Genomic DNA, 23,901 nt, shown 5'->3' with positions numbered 1-23,901 from the left:
AAAGTTCAGACAATAGAATTTTGCAGAGATAAGTTGTAGCAGAATCAATTTATTCTAGATCAAAAAAATATGTGTTACCCAACCATTAATAAGAAAATAAATAAGAGAGTAAGGATTTCTACGAAAGTAAAAGTTTATCCTTAGAGAATCTTCCATAATGTGAAGGTGAAAAAATTAATAGAATACTAAAAGCATAATGAATTCATTTTATAAGCTAAAAACCGTAAAGGTTCAAAAAGATACCAACGATGCTGTAAATGTAGCCGTTGAAATTCCTGAGGAACTGAAGGATAAATTCAGGTTTAAACAGGGGCAGTATCTTAATTTCCGTTTAATGATTAATGGAAATGAAGAAAGACGTTCTTACTCAATCTGCAATGCGCCAAGCGAAAAAAGCAATACGCTGGAAGTTTTGGTGAAATTATTAGAAGGAGGTAAGGTTTCAGGATATTTCAATGAGCATCTTCACATGGATGAGGTTCTTGAAGTAATGCCTCCAATGGGCGGTTTCAACACTTCTTATCACCCGACAAACGTAAAAACTTATGTTGGTTTGGCTGCAGGAAGCGGTATTTCTCCTGTGTTGTCAAATATCAAAGAAAGTCTTTACCAAGAACCAAATTCAAACGCGTATTTGTTCTACAGCAACAGAAGCATGAATCATGTCATGAAAAAAGCGGAGATAGATAGATTGGTAGAGCAGTTTAACGGGCGTTTGAAAGTAATTTATTTGGTAAGTCGTGAGCAACACGAAGACCCAATTTTTGAAGGAAGAATTTCTCCGGAAAAATTAGAAGACCTTTTCGCAAGATATACAGATATTGATGTAAAAGAGGCAACGTATTTTATTTGTGGTCCTTCAGAAATGATTAAAGGGATTGCAGATTATTTAAAGAAAGATAAAAAAGTACCGGCAATTCAGGTTTTATTTGAATATTTCACAGCTCCAGACGAAGAAAATACTGAAGAAATGAGCGACGAGTTCAAAGCGATTGCCAATATCGAAAGTATGGTAACCGTAATCATTGATGATGATGAATACTCGTTCCATTTGAATTCAAAAAAAGAGAGTATCTTAGATAAAGCATTGAAAGACAATCTTCCTGTGCCTTTTGCATGTAAAGGAGGAGTTTGTTGTACGTGTAAAGCCGAAGTTTTGGAAGGTGAAGTTTTCATGGAAAAAAACTACGCGCTTACCGAAGAAGAAGTAGCCAGAGGTTACGTTCTTACTTGCCAATGTCACCCTACAACGAATGTGGTGATGCTTAATTATGACGTGTAATTAATGTAACAATCTAATAATTTACTGATGTAACAATCATTGGTACATTGCTAGACTGATACATTGCTAAATTGAAAAATTATGGATTTAGAAAAATTTGTACAATACGTACACGAAGAAAATAAAGTAGAACCTAAAGATGTAATGCCAGATGATTACAGAAAATTGTTGGTTCGTCAGATTTCGCAACATGCACATTCTGAAATTGTCGGAATGTTGCCAGAAGCCAACTGGATTTCCAGAGCACCTTCATTAAGAAGAAAAATGGCGCTTTTAGCTAAAGTTCAGGATGAAGCAGGGCATGGTTTATACCTGTATTCTGCAACAGAAACTTTAGGAGATGGTTCTGTAAGAGCAGATAGAGACGCTACTTACGACGATATGCTTTCTGGAAAAGCAAAATATTCAAGTATCTTCAATTACCCTACTTTAAGTTGGGCAGATATTGGCGCAATTGGTTGGTTGGTAGATGGTGCAGCAATTATGAACCAGGTAATGTTGATGGGGAATTCTTATGGTCCTTATTCAAGAGCGATGGTGAAAATCTGTAAAGAAGAATCTTTCCACCAAAGACAAGGCTACGAAATTTTGATGGCGCTTTGTCGTGGTACAAAACAGCAGAAAGAAATGGCTCAAGCTTCATTAAACCGTTTCTGGTGGCCAGCTTTAATGATGTTTGGTCCGAATGACGACAGTTCTCCAAACTCTAAAATTTCTATGAACTACAGAGTGAAAAGAGAAAGTAACGACAGTCTTCGCCAAAGATTTATTGATGTTACCGTTTCTCAGGCAGAATTTTTAGGTTTAACCATTCCAGACCCAGATTTGAAATGGAATGAAGAAAGACAGCATTACGATTTCGGTCAACTTCCTTGGGACGAATTTATGGAAATCCTAAAAGGAAACGGCCCTTGCAACAAAAAACGTATCGAAACCAAAAGAAAAGCGCAAAGAGAAAATTCTTGGGTGAAAGAAGCGGCGGCAGCTTTTGCAGAAAAACAACAAAAAGAAGTAATATAAATAATGTGCTAATTTGAAAATGTGCTAATTTGAAAATGCCATCGTGGCGTATAAGTTTCAAATTATCTAATTCTCAAATTACCTAATTTTCAAATTAAACTATGGCAAATTTAGATATGTGGGAAGTGTTTATTCAAACTAAACCGGGATTATCTCACAAACACGTAGGAATTGTACAGGCGCCAACTGCAGAGATGGCATTACAAAACGCAAGAGACGTTTATACGAGAAGAAAAGAGGGAACTTCTGTTTGGGTAGTTCCAAGTAAATATATTGTGACTTCGGAAGGGGTGGACAAAGAAGCTTTCTTTGACCCAGCTGATGATAAATTGTATCGTCACCCAACATTCTACGAAATTCCAAACGACGTAAAGAATATGTAAAACAGCGATTGGCTGTTAGCTGCTGGCAATTCGCTAAAAGCTATATGCCAAAAGCCAAAAGCTAAAATAATGAACCCATTATATAATTATTTATTAAAATTAGCAGACGACAGTTTCATTATGGGACAGCGTTTGTCTGAGTGGTGCGGTGAAGGTCCTTATTTAGAGGAAGATATTGCATTAACAAACATTGCGTTGGACGAACTGGGCCAGGCAAATAACTTTTACGTGTACGCTTCAAGGGTAATCGATAACGGAAAATCGGAAGACGATTTGGCTTTCCTTAGATACGAACACGAATATGTAAATGCACATTGGGTAGAACTTCCAAACGAAGATTATGCACAAACTGTTTTGAAAGTGTATGTTTTCGCAATCTATCAAAAATTGATGTACGAAGCATTATCTAATTCTGCAAATGAAGAATTGGCGGCAATTGCTCAAAAATCTTTAAAAGAAGTAAGGTATCATTACACTCACGCAGCTTCTTGGATGAAAATTTTCGCTCAGGGAACGGAAGAAAGTACATCTCGCTTAGTAAAAGCAGTTGAAAATATCTGGGAATATACCAAAGGTTTATTCGCAAAAGCTGAAGGAGAAGACGATTTGGTAGCTTTAAATATCGCTCCAAACAGTGATGCTCTTTATGAAGAATTTTTGGCAGTTACGCAGAAAGATTTTGCAGAGTTTGGTTTAGAATATCCATCAAACCCATTCATGCAACCAAAATCCAGAACAGGATATCACACAGAATATTTCGGATATATCCTTTGCGAATTGCAGTATATGCAAAGAGCATATCCTGGTTGTACGTGGTAGAAAAATATACCAATCTATCAATCTAACAGTCTAGCAATGATTGTTACATTGATACATTGTTAAATTGTTAGATTTGAAATTGAAAAATCCTTTAGAAATATTAGAACTCATTCCCGACCCGGAAATTCCGGTTATCAATATCGTGGAATTGGGCATTGTAAGAGAAGCAAAAGTTACGAGCGAAAATACTTGTGAAGTAACGATTACGCCGACGTATTCTGCTTGTCCAGCCATGTTTACCATCGAGGAAGATATCATCAAAATGATGAAAGAAAATGGTTGGGAAGCAAAGGTTGTTACTAAAATGTTTCCGATTTGGACAACAGATTGGTTAACAGACGAGGCGAGAGAAAAACTCCGAGTTTACGGAATTACTCCGCCAGAAAAAGGTGCAGACGAACATCACATCGGTAAACCAAAAAAATGTCCTCGTTGCGGCTCTATGCATACAAAACAAATCAGCAGATTCGGGTCTACATTATGTAAAGCTTCGTATCAGTGCTTAGATTGTTTAGAGCCTTTTGATTATTTTAAATGCCACTAATCAATTTGAAAATGCGTAAATTTGAGAATGAGCTAATTGCTAAAAACTGCTTAGAAAAACATTTTCAAATTCTCTAATTTTCAAATCAAAAAAATTAATATTATGTACACACAACTTGAAATTGAGTCACATTTTGACGGAAAGTTAAAAATAGCTTACCTCAATCAGCCAGAAACAATGAATGCGCTAACGAAACCTTCTCTATCTGAGTTAAAAGATTTCGTGCACGAATGCAGCAACGATCCAAACGTAAGATGTGTTGCCATCTCTGGAAAAGGAAGAGCTTTTTGTTCTGGGCAAAATCTAGATGATGTTTTTGTAAACGGAAAAAAGCATGACGACAGCAATGTTGTGAGAAAAATTGTAACAGATTACTACAATCCTTTGGTATTAGAAATCACGCGTTGCAAAAAACCAGTTGTGGCTTTGGTAAATGGGCCGGCTGTAGGAGCAGGAGCGATGTTGGCTTTAATTTGTGACTTCGTTTTGGCGAATGAAAAATCATATTTTGCACAGGCTTTTTCAAATATCGGGCTTATTCCAGATACAGGCGGAACGTATTTCTTGCCAAAATTAATGGGAAGACAATTGGCAAGTTATTTAGCATTTACCGGCAAAAAATTATCAGCAGAAGAATCAAAATCTTACGGTTTGGTGGCTGAAGTTTTCGCTGAAGAAGAATTCATGGCTAAATCAATGGAAATTCTTGAAAGAGTTTCAAATATGCCAACAATTGGTTTAAAATTAACCAAAAAAGCTTTCGCAAACTCTTACGATAACTCTCTGAGAGACCAGCTAGAGCTTGAAGGAGATTTACAGCAGGAAGCAGCCGAAACACAAGACTTTATCGAAGGTGTAAATGCCTTTTTAGAAAAAAGAAAACCTAATTATAAAGGAAGATAAGAATTAATATAACAATGTAGCAATGTAGCAGTTTACCAATCATTACAAAAATTGTTACATTGTTACATTGATACACTGTTACATTATGACGAATGTAGGAATTATCGGTGCCGGAACGATGGGAATCGGCATTGCACAAGTAGCCGCAACGAACGGATGCAAAGTTTGGGTGTACGACGCCAACGCAAAACAAGTAGAAACGGCAACCTTAGGTTTAGAGAAAACCTTATCTAAATTGGTGGATAAACAGAAAATTTCGGCAGAGAAAATGACCGAAATTTTGTCTAATATTACCATCGCTACAGAATTGAAAGACTTCAAAGATTGCGAGTTAATTATTGAAGCGATTATCGAAAACAAAGAAATTAAAACCAAAGTTTTCACAGAATTAGAGAAACACGTTTCAGAAAGCTGTGTTATTGGTTCCAATACATCATCAATTTCTATCACCTCTTTAGGTGCAGAATTACAAAAACCGGAGCGTTTCATTGGGATTCATTTCTTTAACCCAGCTCCGTTAATGCCTTTAGTAGAGGTTATTCCATCATTACTTACAGAAAAAACATTAGCAGAAAAAATATACAACCTCATGAAAGATTGGGGTAAAACTCCTGTTATTGCCAAAGATATTCCGGGTTTTATTGTCAACAGAATTGCAAGACCTTATTACGGTGAAGGTCTGAGAATTGTTGAAGAAAACATCGCAACTGTAGAGCAGGTTGATGATGCCATGAAAACATTAGGAAACTTCAAAATGGGACCTTTTGAATTAATGGATTTAATTGGGGTTGATGTCAATTTTTCCGTAACAAAAACGGTTTACAACGAATATTTTTACGACCCGAAATACAAACCATCACTTCTTCAACAAAGAATGTCGGAAGCAAAACTTCACGGCAGAAAAACTGGAAAAGGTTTCTACGATTATGCGGAAACAGCTGTGAAACCAGAGCCTAAGAAAGATGAAGCTTTGTATGAATATATTTTCTTGAGAATTATATCAATGCTCATCAACGAAGCTGTGGAAGCGAAAAGATTGGGTGTTGCCAACGACGAAGATTTAGAATTGGCAATGCAGAAAGGCGTAAACTATCCAAAAGGATTATTGGCGTGGGGAAAAGAAATCGGATATTCCAAAATATCTGAAACTCTGCAAAATCTTTACGAAGAATATCAAGAAGAAAGATACAGACAAAGTCCGTTGCTGAGAAAATTATAAAAGTGTACCAATGCATCAGTTTGCCGCTGTAACAATATTAAAAACTATTGGTAAACTGCTAGATTGATACATTGTTACATTAAATAATATGAATATTGACAATTTCAGAGCCGAATTAGAAACCAGGCTCAATATTGAAAAAGAATATATCCTTCAGGAACTTTCTTCTGTTATTGATGAAAGAGAAAAGTTTGAGTTTTTAGGGAAATTCAATGAGAAATATAAAGAATTGATTAAAAAAATGGCTCAAGAAGAAGGAATCGACCTTTTGGAAATGTTTCCTCATGAAGATTCAAATGATTCAAAACTGAATTATGAGCAAGTCATTCTAGGTAGAACCATGAGCATTTATGACAAATTGGTGGATGAATTATATGAAAAAGTAACTCATTAAATCTAAAAAACTATGCTAAAAAGAATTTTTACAAAGAAAAACTTTTTGAGGTCTTTCGTGAGAGCAATCATTTTTGTTATCGGATTTTCTCTTATTAAGCTTCTCTTTTATTATTTCGGTTGGGATGATGAAAGGAGTTTGAGTCCTTTAGGTTTTGTAGGATATTTTAGTATCATGTTTTTAACATACTTTATTTTAGACGGAAGAGATTATACTTGGAAGGAGGTTATAAAGTTTAAAAAATAAATTTCAAAATAAATGAACCCCAAACAGGTTGCAGAATACATGCTCAATCAGGACGAGTTTTCCAAATGGATGAACATACAACTGATTGAAGTGAAAGAAAATTATTGTTTAATTGAAATGCCCATCAAAAAAGAAATGATTAATGGGTTGAAAACGGTTCACGGAGGCGTTACGTTTTCATTTGCAGATTCTGCATTAGCATTTTCTTCGAACAATTCAGGAGATGCGGCAGTCGCATTGAATTGCGTTATCAATTTTACAAAAGCAGGAAAAGAAGGAGATATTTTCAGAGCAGAAAGTGTTTTGGTAAACAGTACCCGAAAAACCGCTATTTACGACATTAAAATTACCAATCAAAACAATGAGTTGGTTGCAAAATTTGTGGGAACAGTTTATAAAATAGGGAAAAAAGTAACAGAGCTGTAGCTCAATGTAACAATCTATCAGTCTAACAGTTTACCAATTTCAAAATAAAATAATTTACACAAATGATAAATTTTGAAAATAATCCATTAATCGAAAAAACAATTAAGTTTTCCTTAGATATTATTGAATTTTGCGAATTGTTAGAAGAAAAAAGAAAATTTGTTATTGCTAAACAATTCTTGCGTTCCGGTACAAGCATCGGAGCCAACTCGTTTGAAGCACAAAACCCAAATAGCAAGAATGATTTTATCAACAAAATTAAAATTGCAGCGAAAGAATTAGAAGAAACAAAATATTGGCTCTATCTCTGTAAACACTCTAAAACTTATCCATTTGATGAAAAGTTAGAACTCCAGATTACCGAGATTGGAAAAATTATTTATAAAATATTAAGTACAAGTTTAAAAAAATAGTCTAACAATGTACAAATGTATCGGTCTACCAATGATTGTTACACTGTTACATTGCTAAATTGTTACATTAAAGAATATTATGAACAACGTATACATCATAGATTACATTAGAACGCCAATTTCAAAATTATCAGGCGGTCTTTCAGAAGTAAGAGCCGACGATTTGGCGGCGATTGTTATTAAAGAAATTGTAGCAAGAAACCCAGAAGTTCCTGCTGAAGAGATTGAAGACGTTATTTTCGGATGCGCAAACCAAGCGGGAGAAGATAACAGAAACGTTGCAAGAATGGGACTTTTATTGGCTGGACTGCCATATAAAATTGGTGGTGAAACTGTTAACAGATTGTGCGCTTCAGGAATGTCGGCTGTGGCAAATGCTTTCCGTTCGATTGCTTCTGGTGAAGGTGAAATTTATATTGCAGGAGGAGTAGAACACATGACTCGTTCTCCTTATGTAATGTCTAAACCAAGTACCGCTTTCGGAAGAGACAGCCAAATGTTTGATACCACTTTTGGTTGGAGATTTATCAACCCAAAAATGAAAGAATTATACGGTGTTGATGGAATGGGCGAAACGGCAGAAAACTTAGCAGATATGCACAACATTAGCCGTGAAGACCAGGATAAATTTGCACTTTGGTCTCAGCAAAAAGCATCAAAAGCTCAGGAAAGCGGAAGATTGGCAGAAGAAATTGTAAAAGTTGAAATTCAGCAAAGAAAAGGCGAACCGAAAATCTTCGATACCGACGAATTTATTAAACCAACTTCTTCAATGGAAGGTTTAGGAAAACTTCGCCCAGCTTTCAGAAAAGAAGGAACAGTAACCGCAGGAAATGCTTCTGGAATGAATGACGGAGCAGCAGCTTTAATTTTAGCAAGCGAAGAAGCGGTAAAAAAATACGGTTTAAAGCCAAAAGCAAAAATTTTAGGTTCTTCCGTTGCCGGTGTTGAGCCAAGAATCATGGGAATCGGTCCTGTTGAAGCAACGCAGAAACTATTAAAAAGACTCAATCTATCATTAGAAGATATGGATATCATCGAATTGAATGAAGCTTTTGCGGCTCAAGCTTTGGCGGTAACAAGGTCTTTAGGTTTGAAAGATGATGATTCTAGAATCAATCCAAATGGAGGTGCAATTGCCATCGGTCATCCACTTGGAGTTTCCGGAGCAAGAATCGTTGGTTCTGCAACTATCGAACTTCAAAAACAAAACAAAAAATATGCGTTGTGTACGCTTTGTATCGGTGTCGGACAAGGGTATGCAATGGTGATTGAAAAAGTGTAATTTTTCAATAGTGTAACAACATAACAATGTACCAGTATAACAATTTTGCGAACTGTCATTCTGAACGAAGTGAAGAATCTCATTGGTAAACTGTTCCATTGATACATTTTTAAATTAATTTTTTTAATAAAAAAATTATGAATATTTACTCATATCACGGAATTCGCCCCATCATAAAACCTTCCGCTTACATTCACCCACAAGCGGTGATTATCGGAAATGTGGAAATTGGCGAAGAAGTTTATATCGGTCCAAACGCAGTTATTCGCGGTGATTGGGGGAAAATTATAGTGAAAGACGGAGCAAATGTTCAGGAAAACTGTACGCTTCACGTTTTCCCTGGGATTGAAACCATTTTGGAAGAATCTGCGCACATCGGTCACGGAGCGATTATTCATTCCGGACATATCGGGAAAAATTGTTTGGTAGGAATGAATTCTGTGGTGATGGACAAAGCCGTTATCGGTGACGAATGTATTATCGGAGCTTTGGCTTTTGTTCCCGCAAATTTCAAATGTGATGCTCGAAAATTAATTGTGGGAAGCCCTGCAAAAATTATTCGTGATGTTTCTGATGAAATGATTAAATGGAAAACCGAAGGAACAAAACTATATCAGGAATTGGCAAGAGAAGGCAAAGATGCTATTCTTCCTTGCGAACCATTTACAGAATATGTACAACAAATTCCCACTAAAATTGTTGATTACAGCATTTGGGATGATGTGAAATAAGTCTAGAAATATACCAATGTAAAAATGTAACAATCACAGAATTCGTTTAGATATTGGTAAACTGTTACACTGATACATTGTTAAATTAAAAATAATATGGAAAAGTTAAAAAACTACATTCATGGCGAATGGATTGAAGGAACAGGAAACGGAATTCCTTTGTACAACGCTGTTAATGGAGAGCAGGTTGCGATTTCAGATACAGAAGGTCTGAATTTCGAACAGGCTTTAGACTACGGTAGAACTGTAGGGTACAAAAACCTTGCTTCTATGACGTTCTACGACCGTGGCGAAATGCTAAAAAAAGTGGCTCTTTATCTTTTAGAAAGAAAGAAAAAGTACTACGATTTATCTTATAAAACTGGGGCAACTCACGCAGATTCTTGGGTAGATATCGAAGGAGGTTTTGGTACTTTCTTTACATATTCAGGTTTGGCGAAAAGAATGCTTCCAAATACTCCGTTTTGGGTAGATGGAGAAACTCAGAAAATTTCTGCAAACGGAACTTTCTTAGGAACTCACATTTTAACACCGAGTGAAGGAGTTTCAATTCAAATTAATGCATACAACTTTCCAGTTTGGGGAATGTTGGAAAAGCTTTCTACGTCTTTATTGGCGGGTGTTCCGTCTATTGTGAAGCCGTCTCCGTTTGGTTCTTACCTTACGAATGCGGTTTTCCAAGATATGATTGAAAGCGGAATTCTTCCCGAAGGAGCTGTACAATTGGTTTGTGGTGAACCCGGAAATATTCTTGATTATGTTCAGGATGGCGATTCTGTATTGTTTACAGGTTCTGCAAATACAGGTAGAAAACTGAAATCTTTACCGTCAATTGCAGGAAATGCTGTTCGTTTCAATATGGAGGCAGATTCTTTGAACTGTTCTATTCTTGGTTTGGATGCAAAACCGGGAACTCCAGAATTTAATCTTTTCATTAAAGAAGTTCAAAGAGAAATGACCACAAAAGCCGGACAAAAATGTACGGCAATCAGAAGAATTATCGTTCCTGAAAACTTGATTGGTGATGTTCAGAATGCTTTATCTAAAGCTTTAGACCAAACAAAAATCGGAAATCCGTTAAGCAGAGAAACTCGAATGGGTTCTTTGGTTGGAAAGCAGCAATACGATGAGGTTTTAAGAAAGGTAAATCTTTTAAAAGCAGAAACAGAGCTTGTTTACGACGGAAAACACGAATTGGTAGATGCAAACTATGAAAATGGTGCATTTATGAGTCCGAAATTATTCTTAAATGATGCTCCATTCACGAAAAATATTTCTCATGATGTCGAAGCTTTCGGACCTGTTTCTACATTAATGCCTTACAAAGATGCAGAAGAAGCAGCGGCTTTGGCAAAAAGAGGAAAAGGAAGTTTAGTGGGTTCAATCATTTCTCATGACGACCAATTTGTTGCCGAAACTTCTTGGAAAATGGCTTCTCAACACGGAAGAATTTTTGTCTTGAACAGAGATAACGCAAAAGAAAGTACAGGTCACGGTTCGCCGCTTCCTACTTTGATGCACGGTGGTCCCGGAAGAGCAGGTGGTGGTGAAGAAATGGGCGGTTTGAACGGTCTTCATTTCTTCCTTCAAAAAACAGCGATTCAAGGTTCTCCGGATACATTGACGGCGATTACAAAAATGTATCAGCAAGGTGCTGAGAAAAAATATTCAGATAAACATCCTTTCCAGAAATATTTTGAAGAAGTTGAGGTGGGAGATTCTTTAGAAACAGCAGGAAGAACGGTTACTGATGCGGATATTGTAAATTTCTCTAACGTTTCTTGGGATCATTTCTACGCACATACAGATGCAACAAGTTTGTCGGGAACTATCTTCGATAAAACGGTTGCTCATGGATATTTTATCCTTTCTGCAGCAGCTGGATTGTTTGTTTCTGGTAAAAAAGGACCGGTTATCGCAAATTATGGATTAGAAAATTGTTCGTTCTTCAAACCTGTGTATGCGGGAGATACGATTACAGTTTATTTAACGGCAAAAGAAAAAATCAACCGTGGAGTAAAAGGTAGAAATATTCCTTCTGGAGTGGTGAAGTGGTTGGTTGAAGTCGTGAACCAAAGAGATGAAATTGTTTGTGTAGCTACAATTTTAACGTTGGTTGCCAAGCAATCGCCTTTCATTGATTTGAATCTTAGAAGCATCCAAAAAACTTTAAATGGTTTAACGGAAACTACGCAAGCAAATTGGGGTAAAATGTCTCCTCAACACATGCTTGAGCATTTAGAAGACGGTGTTTTGGTAAGTTTAGGCGAGCCGGAAGCAGACCAATGTTTCACACCTGAAGAAAATCTAGAAAAATGGCAGGATTCTTTATACACGCACAGAAAAATGCCTAAAGATTTCCTGGCTCCGTTTATGAATGCGGATGGTTCTTTACAAGAATTGAGACATAAAAATCTTGAAGCTGCAAAACAGTCATTCCTAGAAAATTTGAAAAAATTTGTGATTTATTACAAAGAAAATCCAGAAGCAGAACACATGAATTATGTTTTCGGAAAACTGAATAAAGAAATGTGGGAATTGCTGCACAAAAAGCATTTTACGCATCATTTTGAACAGTTTGGGTTGATTTAATTCAATATAACAATTTAATAATGAAGCAGTGTAACAATTTTTTGTTGCACTGTTTTTTTTGTTCGTTAATGATTGTTTTTATTGTAAAATTTTTAATTTAGAAATATTATAATCCTTTTATACAAACCATTATGCCTTGGAATCCCGACGTTTACAATCAATTTAAAAACATCCGTTATCGACCTTTTTTTGATTTGTCTGAATTTATTTCTGATGAAAACTTGAAAACGGCGATTGATATTGGTTGCGGAACAGGCGAACAAACCAAAATTCTCGCAGAAAAATTTCAAAAAACACAGTTTCTAGGAATTGATGCTTCTTCCGAAATGTTGAAGAAATCTGAAGAATTTAAATCTGGAAATCTTTCTTTCAGGCAACAAACCATCGAAAGTTTGTATTCTACAGAGCAAAAGTGGGATTTGGTGTTCAGCAATGCGGCGTTGCAATGGTCGGACAATCATAAAAAACTTTTCCCTAAATTAATAAGTCTGGTGAATGATGGCGGACAATTTGCGGTGCAAATGCCTGTTCAGCCTGAAAATGTTTTAAACAAAATTCTTGTGCAACAAGCGTCCGAAGAACCTTTTTCTATTCAATTGAAAGGTTTTAATCGACTGTCACCAGTCCTTGGTTTGGATGATTACGCACATATGATGTTTGAAAATGGTTTGCAAAATCTAAATATTTCTATGAAAGTTTATCCTCTTATCGCTGAACGTGGGGATGAGCTCTATAATTTTATCTCAGGTTCTGCGCTTATTCCTTATTTGGAAAGGCTTTCGGGCGACCAAAAGGAAGATTTTATTAATGAATTTAAGAAGAGAATTGGAGGTCATTTTTCAAAATTTCCAGCCATTTATTCGTTTAAAAGAATACTTCTTTACGGAAGAAAATAAAAGGTATGCAAACAGAAAATTCCCGACTTTCACGGGAATTTCTTTTTTTCATCATGTTTTAAGAATCGTAATGGTGAAAATGTATGTGTTAAGTACATTTCGAGGGAAAATATTTTGATCATCTTTTAAGATGAATTTTTAGCGAGGTCAAATTCAATTGAGAAAAAGAAAACTTCAAACCTAGTTTTACTATTGATCTCAAAGTAATTTTTTTTAAAAAAATGGATGAAATTACTCCGTTGAACGAACCTTATATTGAACAGCAAATAATATCTCTGTGCTGTACTGTAAGGGTTTTTTCTATAATTGATACTAAATTGATCTCGTTCGGAATATTAATTTGTGACTGTTGTGATTGGTACAAATGTAAGCAGATAATTTTTTTTTATATTCCGTAAAAATACGGAATCTGCAATTTTATATTTTGGCAATAAGTTCTGTTTTTTTTATCGTATAAATTTTTTAACCGAACAATTGTTAGTATTTTTGTTTGAATACAATATAAGATAAGAAATGAGCGATTTCGTAACATCAGAACTTAAAAATAATATTGCGGAAATTACTTTTGGAACCGCAAAAAGCAACGCTCTTCCGGGAGCAATTCTTGAAAAATTAGCCGAAACTATTTTAGAAGAAGGCGCAAAAAAAGAAGTAAAAGCTATTCTTGTAAAAAGTGAAGGCGAAAAAGCATTTTGCGCCGGAGCGAGTTTCGACGAACTTTTGGCGATTGAAGAATTGGAAGCTTCAACAAAATTTTTCGGAGGTTTTGCAAAAGTTTTGAATGCGATGAGAAATTGCGGAAAGATTGTCGTAGTTAGAGTTCAAGGGAAAACTACCGGTGGTGGAGTAGGTTTGGCTTGTGGAGCAGATTATTGTTTTGCTACAGAAAATGCGGCTTTGGCGCTTACAGAAATCAATTTAGGAATTGGTCCTTTCGTAATCGGGCCTTATGTTGAAAGAAAAATCGGAAGATCACAATTTTCTGCAATGGCGATAGATGCAGATTTTAGGTCTGCAGCTTGGGCAGAGCAACACAATATTTACCATTCGGTTTCTCCTACGATTGCGGAAATGGATGAAGCCTTAGAAAAGTTTATGACCACTCTTTCTTCTCGAAGCGAAGATGCTTTAGCATTAATTAAAAAAGTTTCTTGGGAAGGAACAGAGCATTTTGAAGAGTTGATGCCTGCAAGAATTCACATGAGTGCAAGTTTGATTTTGGAAGAATCTGCAAAGAAAAATATCGAGGCAATTAAAGAAAAATTAAGAGCGAAATAAGCCTAATTTTTCTTATAATCATAAAAACCGTCGTATTTTTAACGACGGTTTTTTTATTTTAAACAAAAAACATAAGTGTAAAAATTAATAACATGGGACTATACGAAGTTGTAATTATCTTAATTTGCCTTTCAGCGGCATTCGGTTTTATCAATCAGAAATTTTTAAAACTTCCTTTTGTAATCGGGCTTTTTTTCCTTTCTACAGCGCTGTCTGTTTTGGTTATCAGTTCGCAGTTTTGGATGGATATTAATGTAAAAGGTTTAAAAGCATACATAGAAAACTCGCATCTCGATAAATTAATAATTGATGTTTTCCTTGGCTTTTTGCTTTTTGCGGGTGCGCTTCATACCAATTGGGCAAATTTAAGGTCCGAAATTAAATCGATTACCAGTTTTGCTTTGGGAGGTGTCATTTTTTCAACCCTAATTATTGCAGCATTGTTTTCTTTTGTAGCAGGTTTGCTCGGACTTCAAATTGATTTTGTGTATTGCTTAATTTTTGGAGCTTTAATTTCGCCAACAGACCCTATTGCTGTTTTAGGAATTTTAAAACAAGCCGGAGTTCCGAAAAAGACAGAATCGGTAATTGTGGGCGAGAGTTTATTCAACGACGGAATTGGCGTTGTTTTGTTTATTGCTTTGTTGGATACGCTTCGCGTGGGCGAGTTTAGTTTTGGTCATTTCGGGATGCTTTTCGTGCAGGAAGCGATTGGCGGAATTGTTTTAGGACTTATCTACGGTTACTTTTTGCATCTTCTTTTGAAAGCTGTAGATCATTATGAAACTGAAGTTTTAATTACTTTGGCTTTCGTAATGGGAGGTTATTATTTGGCGAATCATTTCCATATTTCCGGGGCATTGTCGATGGTTGTGATGGGGTTAATGGTTGGGAATTTCCGTACCAATGTAGCGATGAGCGACACGACACAAGAATACGTCAACAAATTCTGGGAATTGGTAGATGTGGTGTTGAATGCCTTATTATTTATCTTAATTGCTTTTGTCTTAATCGAGGTAGATTTTAAAACAGAATATGTGGTTTTAGGAATTGTTTCTGTTTTTATAGTTTTGCTTACAAGAGCATTTTTGGTGTATTTACCATTAAGTTTCTTTCCTAAATTTTTTAATTTAAATAGAAAAGACGCACGTATAATTTCTTGGGGCGGTTTGCGTGGAGGATTGTCTTTAGCATTGGTTTTATCGCTTCCGAATAGTGCGACAAAAGAAATTTTGTTGGTGGCAACGTATTGCACCGTGTTGTTCAGCATCCTTATTCAAGGCTTAACGATTGGAAAAGTAGCTAAATGGAGTAAATAATTTTCTGCTTCTTTATTTATAAGAAACCTTTTGCGACAAAGCCACGAAGAATTTCGCAAAGAATACAATGCTTAGTGACCGTTGTGAAAAACTTTGTGTTCCTTGTGGTTAGACTAAGCATAATATTTTAAGACTGAAATTTTTTTTCAGTCTTTTTTTGAAAAAATGTTTTTCAATTCAAAATAAATTTTAACTTTGTAATTCAAAGTTCTTTATATGGAATCAAAAAACTACCACGAAGACTTATCACACATCCGTTCTATGATGGAACGCTCTTCCAGATTTATATCATTAAGCGGTTTATCTGGTGTTTTTGCTGGTCTTGCTGCAATTGCGGGAGCTATTTATGTGTATTTTGCCTTTCAACGTGAAGGGATTGATTATTTTGCCGGACAAAGAAATATATTTTCTGCTGGTTTGGTGAATGAGTTAATCGTCACGGGAACAGTTATTTTGTTGGTCGCAATTTTAAGTGGATATTTTTTTACCGCCAGTAAAAGCAGAAAAAAAGGTTTGAAAATTTGGGATGCCACTACCAAAAGACTTTTGACTACCTTTGCCGTGCCTTTAGTAGCGGGTGGAGTTTTCTGTCTCGCGCTGTTGTATCATCATCTTTATGTGTTTATTGCACCGGCAACGCTTATCTTTTACGGATTGGCTTTGGTAAGTGCAGAACGATATACTTTAACAGATATAAAATATTTAGGATATTGTCAGATTGTACTCGGTTTGATTTCTCTTTTCTTCTTAGGATGGGGATTGGTAACCTGGACGATTGGCTTTGGTATACTTCACGTAGTGTACGGATTGATTATGCATAAGAAGTACAAGTGATGGCAATAATTTGGCTGTTTTTTCTATTGATTGCAACATCAATAGTTTCATTAATAGCCTCCTTCATTATTTCTAATGGAAGTAAGGGTAGAAGTAAAGTTTTTTTTAAATTATTTGCAGGATTTTGGATTTTTATCTTTTTCTGCTATTTAGTTTCCGCAATCATCGGATGCATTTACGATAAAAAGACGGTTGATAAAGGTGATTTGTACGGAAAGTATGTGATTTATAAAGAAATGTTTAAAGGTAAAAATTCAGATTGGCAGTACAAGCATTTTAGTTTTGAAATTACCGAAGATGATGAATTTATCTTCTATGAATATTTTGATAATGGAAAAGTGAAATCTTCGCATAGAGGTGATGTTGAGTTTATTGATTCGTATAGAAGTCCACATTTAAGAATTTTGAATCTGAAGCCTGCTCACCAAATCGTTGAAGAAGAACCATTATTGGTGAGAAATACATGGGAGTTTTATTATGTTTTTAAATCTAAACAGTTTGGAAATGTATTTTTTATAAAGAAAGAAGAAAGTTTTTTCAGTAGAATTTTAGCTAATTAAAATGATAAAAATAAATCAACTCAACAAAGAATTTGAAAGTCGTGTAAGATTGGGCATTATGTCTGTTCTTATGGTAAACGACTGGGTTGATTTTTCTGAAATGAAAAACCTTCTTGAAGTTACCGACGGCAATTTGGCAAGTCACAGTAACGCTCTGGAAAAATCTAATTACATCGAAGTGAAAAAAGAATTCGTAGGCAAAAAACCAAAAACATCCTACAGAGTTACGCAAACCGGAAGAACTGCTTTCACAGAACATTTAGACGCACTCGAAAAATTATTGGGTAAATAAAGCTCAATTTTTTTTGAAAATTAACTTTGAAACACAAAGTACTTTAAATTAAAATAAATAAAAATCATGACAAAACAACAAAAAACCACAGTTATTTTCGCCATTCCTTCATTGCTCTTGGCGACAGCTTTTCTCGGAAATATTTTCGTAGAAGGCTTTAATTGGTCTGCTTTCGATTTTCTGATTGCAGGAGTTCTCCTTTTCGGAACCGCATTTATCATTAATCTCATCGTGAAATCTTCCAAAACAATGCTTGTAAAAATCCTTATTGCAACTGCAGTTCTTCTCGTACTTGCTTTGGTTTGGGCAGAATTAGCTGTTGGAATTTTCGGAACTCCTTTCGCGGGAAGTTAATTGTGTTTTAAGCTAAAAAAATACGTTATTATGACTGCGATTCATCAATTCAGAGTTTTAAGAAAATTTCAAATCGATATTTTCTTGTTTATGATGACAATGTTCTGTTTCATGCTATTCGTTGTACGATATTACATTACAGACACAAAAGTTTTCTTATTTCTAAACTGGAATTTATTTCTTGCATTTATCCCTTTTTTAATCAGTTCAACATTGTTAAAATTTGGCGTGAAAAGTAAAATATCCTTGCTTTTCGCTATCGGAATGTGGATTTTATTTTTCCCGAATTCTCCATACATTTTAACCGATTTGTTTCATTTGAGAGTCAGAACACAAATCCCGATTTGGTACGACCTTATTGTAATTTTGGCGTATGCTTGGACGGGTTTAATGTTTGGTTTTGTAAGCCTTTTTCAAATCGAAAAACTGCTTTCGAGATACTTAAACGAAACCAAAATCAATTTTCTGGTTATTGTTTTCTTTTTCGTGAGTGGTTTTGGGGTTTATCTCGGTCGTTTTTTAAGATGGAACAGTTGGGATATTTTCTCCAATCCTTTTGGTTTGTTTCAAGATATTTCTCATCGATTTATTTATCCTTTAGAAAATACAAAAACTTGGGGAGTGACTTTGTTGATGGGCGTTTTGCTCAATTTTATGTATTTCTCAATCAAGCTGATTCGAAATTCTTCATTAGGAGATTCTTGCTTTGAAAATAAAAGTAATTGATTTAATTTTTATGGCGCCTTTATCCGCCCTCCACTCCCGCTTTTTTGTGCCTTGGCTTTTCCCTTCGCTTACAAAAAGAGCTCCGTTCAGGTCGGGGCGCAATGTCACATTCATAAGAAAATCTAGCTCTAAAACACACGATGTTGTGTTCTTTGTGAAAAAACCTTGTGTCATTTGTGGTTAAGATAACACTAGTTGTAAAAGCCAGCTCAACCTATTTATATAAAGAAATTATGAAAAAAATCCGTGTAAAATTCTTGCTTTTCGTGTACAACAAAACTCAAAAACTGTACAGAAAATACTTCAAGAAAAAGAAAAGACAATGGCAGTTTAACGAAAAACAACTTCTCGAATTTGATAAAGACTCTCTTGGCAGAAAACTAGGCGAATTCTACAAAAAGCATGGCTTCACAATGATTCCCAAGATGGAAAACCACGATGTACATCATCTCATTACCGGTTGCGGAACTCAGTTTGAAGACGAAGTGGCGATGCAGTTTCTTTTGTTGGGAAACGGGAAACTCAATGCTCATCTTTTGGCGGCGATAGTTTTGGGAAGCATTATTCTTCCGGAATATTACAAGTTGTACATCAATGCTTACAAAAAAGGGCAGTCGATGCGAACTTTCCATCACATCGATTTTGAAGAATTGCTTTGGCAAAATTTCGAAAATGTAAACAATTTCTTCAAACAAAAAGAAACACCTGCTCTCTTTTAACCTTCATTTTTAGCCTCAACCTTAACCTTAACCTAACCTCTACACCATGAAAACACATCATTATATATTTTTGAGCACCTTTCTTTTTGTCGTGTTGTTTTATAACGAAAGCATCGGCTTAAATTTTGGGATTCTCGGACTTGTTTATTCTATTTCTATCTTCGCCAAAACGCCTTCAAGCCATCCTACAAAAATGTTCTATTTCCTCTTTGGAACGAGCGTTTTATCGAGTTTTGCTTGGGCGTGGTTTGGCGATTTCAGTTCGTTTTTAGCATTGGTTACTTCACTTTTGATGCTCTCTTTTCGATCAAAACAGAAGAAGCTTAAAACATTTATGGTTTTCCCTGTTTTTATCACCAATTTTTTTACCGCTATTTGTAGAATTTTCAGTTTCGAAGAATGGATTCCGAAAGGAAGTACTTCTGGTTTGTGGCAGAAAATTTTAGCTTTTGTTTTAATTCCGTTGATTTTTGTCGGTGCATTTTTCGCGATTTATTCGGCGGGAAGCGATTCTTTTGCGGCAGTTTTTAACCAGATTAATTTCGATTTTAATGTTTGGGAAATTCTCTGTTTGTCGGTTTTGGGCTTTTTTATTGCGTTCAATTACTATAATTTTATTGTAGAAAGAGTGATTTACAAAAACAATCATGTGCTTTCAAATGAATTTTCTTCTCCTCAAAAAGAGGTAAAATCTACGTTTTCTTTTCTCGATTTTGATGCAGAAAGAACAAGCGGCGTCGTTTCTCTCCTTCTTTTAAATGTAATGTTGATTTTTTTCATCGGAACGTACACTTTCGAGCAGTTTTATCAGACTGAAAAATCTCCAAACTATATGTCTGAAGAAACTCACAATAGAGTAGAAGCGGTGATTGGCTCGATAGTAATGGCAATTGTGGTGATTCTTTTTTACTTTAAATCTAGCTTTAATTTTGATGCTAAAAATATTTGGCTAAAACGTTTTGCTAAACTTTGGATAGTTCTAAACTTGGTTTTGATTGTAGTAACGGCAGTGAAAAATACGGAGTATCTTATTTTGCATGCTTTCACGTATAAAAAATTGGGTGTTTATGCATTTTTACTGCTTTCTGCGATAGGTTTGGTGGTTACGTTTATTAAAATTCAGAGGAAGAAAACCAATGCTTTTCTTTTCAATTCTATGCTTTGGGCGTTTTATGGAATGGTTTTAGTATGCTCTTACGTCAATTGGGGCGGAATTATGACGGCTCAAAACATCAAAAGAAAAGATTTTGCGATAGATTTTCATCGATATTCGGTAAGTTTTAGCGATAGACAATTGCTGAAATACGCTAAAGAAAGAAAAGATGAAGCGCTAATCAAAAAAATTAATCTAGGGATTGAAAATGAAAAAAAGAAATCATTTCTGTCTAAAATATTATTTTATGAAACGATTAAAATACATTAGTTTACATTTAGGATTTGCTGTAATGGGTTTGCTTACCGTTGCTTCTTGTCAGAAAGAAAAGACACACACGGTTGAAAACGAAAAAGATTCTGTAATTGTAAGCGAACAAGAAGCTGCAGAAAATCTGCCGGATTCTGCGGTTTTGCTTACCAAAGATTCGATGATTAATAATGCACCGAAAACCAAAAAAGTTTTGGAAACAGGAGTAATGCGGGAAGAGCAGGATAGAGTAATTATTCGCGTTGCAGATGGGCAAAGACTTCCTTTTACGATTGGCGAAGAGTTTACCGAAAATCATGATAAACTCATTCTGAAAATTTCAGATTTTACTCAGTCTGAAATTACTGCAACAATTAAAGTGAAAGATTCGAAACAGAATATTAGATTCAATCAGATAAAATTCCCGGATGGAAGTTTTGATGGTCCTTTTGGAAAAGAACTTACCCATACTGTGAAAGAAAAAGGTGAAGTATGGCTTATTATTGGGAAAAATAATATGGCTGAAGGTACTTCAAACGGAGATTTTTCTGTAACGGTAGAATAAGTTGGTACAATTTGTGATAAGCAACTCACAAAATGATTTACAATGAAAAATGTATTAGTTTCAACAGTAATTGCAGCGACAGCTTTGGTGAGTTGTGGTACCGTTCAGTCTATCGTACAAAACACGTTTCCTTATACCGCAAATGTTTTAATTTCAACGGGAGTTCCTGCAAATAAAGAGGTTTCTTCCACTGCAACAGCAACCAATGTACAAACTTGGTTTGGAGGAAATAGTAGTGCGCAAATTAAAGACGTAAGAATTTCTGATGCTAAAATATCTGTAGCTTCACCAACAGGAGGAAATTTAAGTGCTTTCAAATCTGTTAAAGTTTATATCTCTTCTGCTGGTGCCAATGAAAAATTGGTAGCATCTCGTACTAATATTTCTACGGATGCCTCTAGTTTGAATTTAGACCTAGAAAGTTCTGGGTATTTGGATGAAGTGGTAAAAAGTAGTGGTTTAACGGTTAGAACTGTTTACGAGTTGAAGAACCAAACTACATCTGATATGAATATTAAAGTTTCTTTAAACTTTAGCAGTGTACCTGTTAATTAATTTTTAGAATTTAACATCATAAAAATGCTTTCCCAACAAAGGGAAAGCATTTGCTATATAGTAAATTTGTGTTAACGGATTTTGAAAATTGAAATTTCTGCAGATTTATCTGTAATCGCTCCCAAACTTAATCCTCCTTGAACAATACCAAACCTGATAATATCTCCCGCGTTAAGTTGATATATATGGCTTATTTGTCCCTGTGTTAGTGCGATATTTACTACGACTAAAGTTAATCCTAGAACTCCTGATAAATCTAATAAATTTACACTTCCAAACATTCTAGAATCAAGTACCGTTGTTGTACTACCTACAGTTCTAACAATTACAAGTCCAGGGCGGTTGCCGGATAATAATTGCGCAGAAACTCCCTGTCCGATTCTAAAGCTGTAATTAATATGGTAAATGCCATTGGCGGGAACAACAAATCTGTTATTTGTAACAGCAGAAGAAGCAACATCTACTGTGTAAGTGGCGTCTGATGTGCTTGGAATTGCTAGATAATTAACCGTAGATCCTAGTAGATTAATTCCGAGAGAAATTAAGGAAAGATCTCCTGTTCCTCTTGTGGCATAAGTACCATCCATAATACTGGTTGTAGAGATCTTTACCCAAAGACCGGGTTGTCCCGCGGTATTTATCGTATTGGCCTCATACACATAGTCTCCTGCACTTGTAATGCCTAAAGTCTTTACAGCACCTACTGTGCTAGAAATAGGGGTTGAAACCGTAACAATTGCTCCATTTTGATCGGTTCCATAAGCTGCTTCTTTAGCTTTTAAAAGATCTCCCGTCGCTCTAGGTGGAATTACACCGTCTGGATAATTAGGATCGGCATTTGCTCTAATATCTACTGTTGCTTTAGGGTCGCTTGTATTTATACCTACTTGCGCATGTAAGCTAAATCCCACAAAAAGTGGGATTAGCAGATTGTAACCTCTCTTCATAAGCTTTAATTTTTAGTTGCAGTGAAGTTACAAATTAAAATTATGATTTATGTCATAAATTAGTGTGTTTTTTATGTAATCATTATCTATTGTTGATTTTCAATGAATTATTCACAATAGTTTAAAATGGTTACTATTGAAAGTAACTTTTAGTAACTGGATTTTTTTGAAGCATTTTCTAAAAAAAAAAATCACGTAAATTAATACGTGATTAGCTTTTTGTAATAGAATCCATCAAAATAGTGACGGGCCCGTCATTCACTAAAGATACTTTCATGTCGGCTCCAAAAATCCCACTTTCGGTTTTTAATCCAGATTTTGAAATTTGTTCTTTAAAATATTCAAATAATGGGATCGCTTTATCTGGTTTTGCCGCTTTTATGAAGGAAGGGCGGTTTCCTTTTTTGTAATCTGCAATCAATGTGAATTGGCTAATGCATAATATTTCACCTTTTATATCTTGTATAGAAAGGTTGAGCTTATCATTTTCATCACCAAAAACTCGTAGGTTTAGTATTTTTTGAACCAGCCAATCGGCATCAGATTTTTCGTCGTTTTCATCAACGCCAATCAAAAGCATGAAGCCTTTGTGGATTTCACCTACAATATTTCCATCAACTTTTACATGAGCTTCAGAAACTCTTTGGATAACTACTCTCATATTTTAATAGTAAATGCTAAGTGTTTTGGTTGATGCATCGTAGTTGTAAGGATATGTTTTAGGAGGTAAGGATGTTGTTCCGCCGGATTCTGGAGTTCCATTGAGCATCCATTTCATATTATCTTTTGGGCAGATTATAGAAATGTTATCTTTTACTTTTAGGGTGGTGTTTGTGTCGGGGCATAAATGTGGTGCGTTTCTATCAAATACTTTAAAGCCACTTCCTGTATTTACTACGATTAACCCTCGAGTTCCGCATTGTTGTTCATTTAAATAAATCCAATTTCCAGAATAATTTAAATCGTAATAACCTGCATTGTTCAGATTGATAGTGACACTAATCGGAGAGCTCGGAAAACAGCTTGCAGTATCGTTATTGCTTCCGCAAGAATTTATTGTTAATGCACTGAAAATCAACATTGTTAAAAAAGCGAATGCCGAAAAAGTTTTTTTCATTTGAATTGAAAATTTTATATATTTGTAAAATTATAACGATATACAAGAGAAAACATTGTCCGACAAATGTCGGATTATTT

At 35.3% G+C, this 23,901-nt stretch carries 29 protein-coding genes; 26 read left to right on the top strand and 3 right to left on the bottom strand.

The window, feature by feature from the left end:
• Positions 1-196: 196 nt before the first annotated feature.
• The 26 genes from AC2A1D_RS13930 to AC2A1D_RS13805 all read left to right on the top strand — a co-directional run bounded on the left by AC2A1D_RS13930 (position 197) and on the right by AC2A1D_RS13805 (position 21,757).
• Entirely contained in the window at positions 197-1,282 is a 1,086-nt protein-coding gene (locus AC2A1D_RS13930) for a 2Fe-2S iron-sulfur cluster-binding protein (protein ID WP_484044197.1), read from the top strand.
• Between the two features lie 81 nt (positions 1,283-1,363).
• Positions 1,364-2,302, top strand: a complete 939-nt coding sequence (gene paaA / locus AC2A1D_RS13925) for a 1,2-phenylacetyl-CoA epoxidase subunit PaaA (RefSeq protein ID WP_484044196.1) — start codon at positions 1,364-1,366, stop codon at positions 2,300-2,302.
• 101 nt (positions 2,303-2,403) lie between these two features.
• Positions 2,404-2,685 carry a 1,2-phenylacetyl-CoA epoxidase subunit PaaB gene (paaB, locus tag AC2A1D_RS13920; protein ID WP_002981782.1) on the top strand — a complete coding sequence of 94 codons (282 nt, stop codon included), beginning with the start codon at positions 2,404-2,406 and terminating at the stop codon, positions 2,683-2,685.
• Positions 2,686-2,754: 69 nt separating this feature from the next.
• Positions 2,755-3,504, top strand: coding sequence for a 1,2-phenylacetyl-CoA epoxidase subunit PaaC (gene paaC, locus AC2A1D_RS13915; RefSeq protein WP_484044195.1), 750 nt, complete (start codon positions 2,755-2,757; stop codon positions 3,502-3,504).
• Positions 3,505-3,577: 73 nt separating this feature from the next.
• Positions 3,578-4,048 (top strand): 1,2-phenylacetyl-CoA epoxidase subunit PaaD, encoded by a 471-nt coding sequence (gene paaD, locus AC2A1D_RS13910; RefSeq protein WP_484044194.1) that lies wholly within the window; start codon positions 3,578-3,580, stop codon positions 4,046-4,048.
• Positions 4,049-4,150: 102 nt separating this feature from the next.
• On the top strand, positions 4,151-4,951 hold the full coding sequence (locus AC2A1D_RS13905; protein WP_484044193.1) for an enoyl-CoA hydratase/isomerase family protein: 801 nt from the start codon (positions 4,151-4,153) through the stop codon (positions 4,949-4,951).
• Between the two features lie 85 nt (positions 4,952-5,036).
• Positions 5,037-6,170, top strand: coding sequence for a 3-hydroxyacyl-CoA dehydrogenase NAD-binding domain-containing protein (locus AC2A1D_RS13900; RefSeq protein WP_484044192.1), 1,134 nt, complete (start codon positions 5,037-5,039; stop codon positions 6,168-6,170).
• Positions 6,171-6,258: 88 nt separating this feature from the next.
• Positions 6,259-6,564 (top strand): hypothetical protein, encoded by a 306-nt coding sequence (locus tag AC2A1D_RS13895; RefSeq protein WP_484044191.1) that lies wholly within the window; start codon positions 6,259-6,261, stop codon positions 6,562-6,564.
• 12 nt (positions 6,565-6,576) lie between these two features.
• Positions 6,577-6,810 carry a hypothetical protein gene (locus AC2A1D_RS13890; protein ID WP_484044190.1) on the top strand — a complete coding sequence of 78 codons (234 nt, stop codon included), beginning with the start codon at positions 6,577-6,579 and terminating at the stop codon, positions 6,808-6,810.
• 12 nt (positions 6,811-6,822) lie between these two features.
• Positions 6,823-7,236: a PaaI family thioesterase gene (locus AC2A1D_RS13885; protein ID WP_484044189.1), complete on the top strand. Its 414-nt coding sequence runs from the start codon at positions 6,823-6,825 to the stop codon at positions 7,234-7,236.
• Between the two features lie 62 nt (positions 7,237-7,298).
• Positions 7,299-7,649: a four helix bundle protein gene (locus AC2A1D_RS13880; protein WP_484044188.1), complete on the top strand. Its 351-nt coding sequence runs from the start codon at positions 7,299-7,301 to the stop codon at positions 7,647-7,649.
• 79 nt (positions 7,650-7,728) lie between these two features.
• Positions 7,729-8,934, top strand: a complete 1,206-nt coding sequence (gene pcaF / locus AC2A1D_RS13875) for a 3-oxoadipyl-CoA thiolase (protein WP_484044187.1) — start codon at positions 7,729-7,731, stop codon at positions 8,932-8,934.
• Positions 8,935-9,071: 137 nt separating this feature from the next.
• On the top strand, positions 9,072-9,665 hold the full coding sequence (locus tag AC2A1D_RS13870) for an acyltransferase (RefSeq protein ID WP_484044186.1): 594 nt from the start codon (positions 9,072-9,074) through the stop codon (positions 9,663-9,665).
• A 96-nt stretch (positions 9,666-9,761) separates the two neighbouring features.
• Entirely contained in the window at positions 9,762-12,257 is a 2,496-nt protein-coding gene (paaZ, locus tag AC2A1D_RS13865; protein ID WP_484044185.1) for a phenylacetic acid degradation bifunctional protein PaaZ, read from the top strand.
• Between the two features lie 131 nt (positions 12,258-12,388).
• Positions 12,389-13,153: a methyltransferase domain-containing protein gene (locus AC2A1D_RS13860; protein WP_484044184.1), complete on the top strand. Its 765-nt coding sequence runs from the start codon at positions 12,389-12,391 to the stop codon at positions 13,151-13,153.
• Positions 13,154-13,666: 513 nt separating this feature from the next.
• Positions 13,667-14,431: an enoyl-CoA hydratase/isomerase family protein gene (locus tag AC2A1D_RS13855; RefSeq protein WP_484044183.1), complete on the top strand. Its 765-nt coding sequence runs from the start codon at positions 13,667-13,669 to the stop codon at positions 14,429-14,431.
• A gap of 92 nt (positions 14,432-14,523) precedes the next feature.
• Positions 14,524-15,750 carry a cation:proton antiporter gene (locus AC2A1D_RS13850; RefSeq protein ID WP_484044182.1) on the top strand — a complete coding sequence of 409 codons (1,227 nt, stop codon included), beginning with the start codon at positions 14,524-14,526 and terminating at the stop codon, positions 15,748-15,750.
• A gap of 216 nt (positions 15,751-15,966) precedes the next feature.
• Positions 15,967-16,584: a hypothetical protein gene (locus AC2A1D_RS13845; RefSeq protein WP_484044181.1), complete on the top strand. Its 618-nt coding sequence runs from the start codon at positions 15,967-15,969 to the stop codon at positions 16,582-16,584.
• Positions 16,584-17,144, top strand: coding sequence for a hypothetical protein (locus AC2A1D_RS13840; RefSeq protein ID WP_484044180.1), 561 nt, complete (start codon positions 16,584-16,586; stop codon positions 17,142-17,144). The genes AC2A1D_RS13845 and AC2A1D_RS13840 overlap by 1 nt, the downstream gene beginning before the upstream one ends.
• Before the next feature lies 1 nt (position 17,145).
• The gene (locus tag AC2A1D_RS13835; protein ID WP_484044179.1) at positions 17,146-17,436 is read left to right on the top strand and encodes a winged helix-turn-helix domain-containing protein; all 291 of its coding nucleotides are present in this window, start codon (positions 17,146-17,148) and stop codon (positions 17,434-17,436) included.
• A 66-nt stretch (positions 17,437-17,502) separates the two neighbouring features.
• Positions 17,503-17,790, top strand: coding sequence for a hypothetical protein (locus tag AC2A1D_RS13830; RefSeq protein ID WP_484044178.1), 288 nt, complete (start codon positions 17,503-17,505; stop codon positions 17,788-17,790).
• A 30-nt stretch (positions 17,791-17,820) separates the two neighbouring features.
• The gene (locus tag AC2A1D_RS13825; RefSeq protein WP_484044177.1) at positions 17,821-18,516 is read left to right on the top strand and encodes a DUF1361 domain-containing protein; all 696 of its coding nucleotides are present in this window, start codon (positions 17,821-17,823) and stop codon (positions 18,514-18,516) included.
• 233 nt (positions 18,517-18,749) lie between these two features.
• Positions 18,750-19,235, top strand: a complete 486-nt coding sequence (locus AC2A1D_RS13820; RefSeq protein WP_484044176.1) for a Coq4 family protein — start codon at positions 18,750-18,752, stop codon at positions 19,233-19,235.
• A gap of 46 nt (positions 19,236-19,281) precedes the next feature.
• Positions 19,282-20,658, top strand: a complete 1,377-nt coding sequence (locus AC2A1D_RS13815; protein WP_484044175.1) for a DUF4153 domain-containing protein — start codon at positions 19,282-19,284, stop codon at positions 20,656-20,658.
• Complete coding sequence (locus tag AC2A1D_RS13810) at positions 20,636-21,202, top strand: hypothetical protein (RefSeq protein WP_484044174.1); 567 nt, start codon at positions 20,636-20,638, stop codon at positions 21,200-21,202. The genes AC2A1D_RS13815 and AC2A1D_RS13810 overlap by 23 nt, the downstream gene beginning before the upstream one ends.
• Positions 21,203-21,244: 42 nt before the next feature.
• Positions 21,245-21,757 (top strand): hypothetical protein, encoded by a 513-nt coding sequence (locus AC2A1D_RS13805; protein WP_484044173.1) that lies wholly within the window; start codon positions 21,245-21,247, stop codon positions 21,755-21,757.
• A 71-nt stretch (positions 21,758-21,828) separates the two neighbouring features.
• Here AC2A1D_RS13805 and AC2A1D_RS13800 read toward each other — a convergent pair whose 3' ends face one another.
• From AC2A1D_RS13800 to AC2A1D_RS13790, 3 genes are all read right to left on the bottom strand, one after another.
• Positions 21,829-22,704 (bottom strand): hypothetical protein, encoded by an 876-nt coding sequence (locus AC2A1D_RS13800; RefSeq protein ID WP_484044172.1) that lies wholly within the window; start codon positions 22,702-22,704, stop codon positions 21,829-21,831.
• A 211-nt stretch (positions 22,705-22,915) separates the two neighbouring features.
• Positions 22,916-23,365 (bottom strand): D-aminoacyl-tRNA deacylase, encoded by a 450-nt coding sequence (gene dtd, locus AC2A1D_RS13795; protein WP_484044171.1) that lies wholly within the window; start codon positions 23,363-23,365, stop codon positions 22,916-22,918.
• A 3-nt stretch (positions 23,366-23,368) separates the two neighbouring features.
• On the bottom strand, positions 23,369-23,821 hold the full coding sequence (locus tag AC2A1D_RS13790) for a hypothetical protein (RefSeq protein WP_484044170.1): 453 nt from the start codon (positions 23,819-23,821) through the stop codon (positions 23,369-23,371).
• Between the last annotated feature and the right edge of the window lie 80 nt (positions 23,822-23,901).

It is taken from the genome of Chryseobacterium sp. HNCC26DJ239, from assembly GCF_057180445.1.
This window is presented reverse-complemented; position numbering and strand designations above follow the sequence as displayed.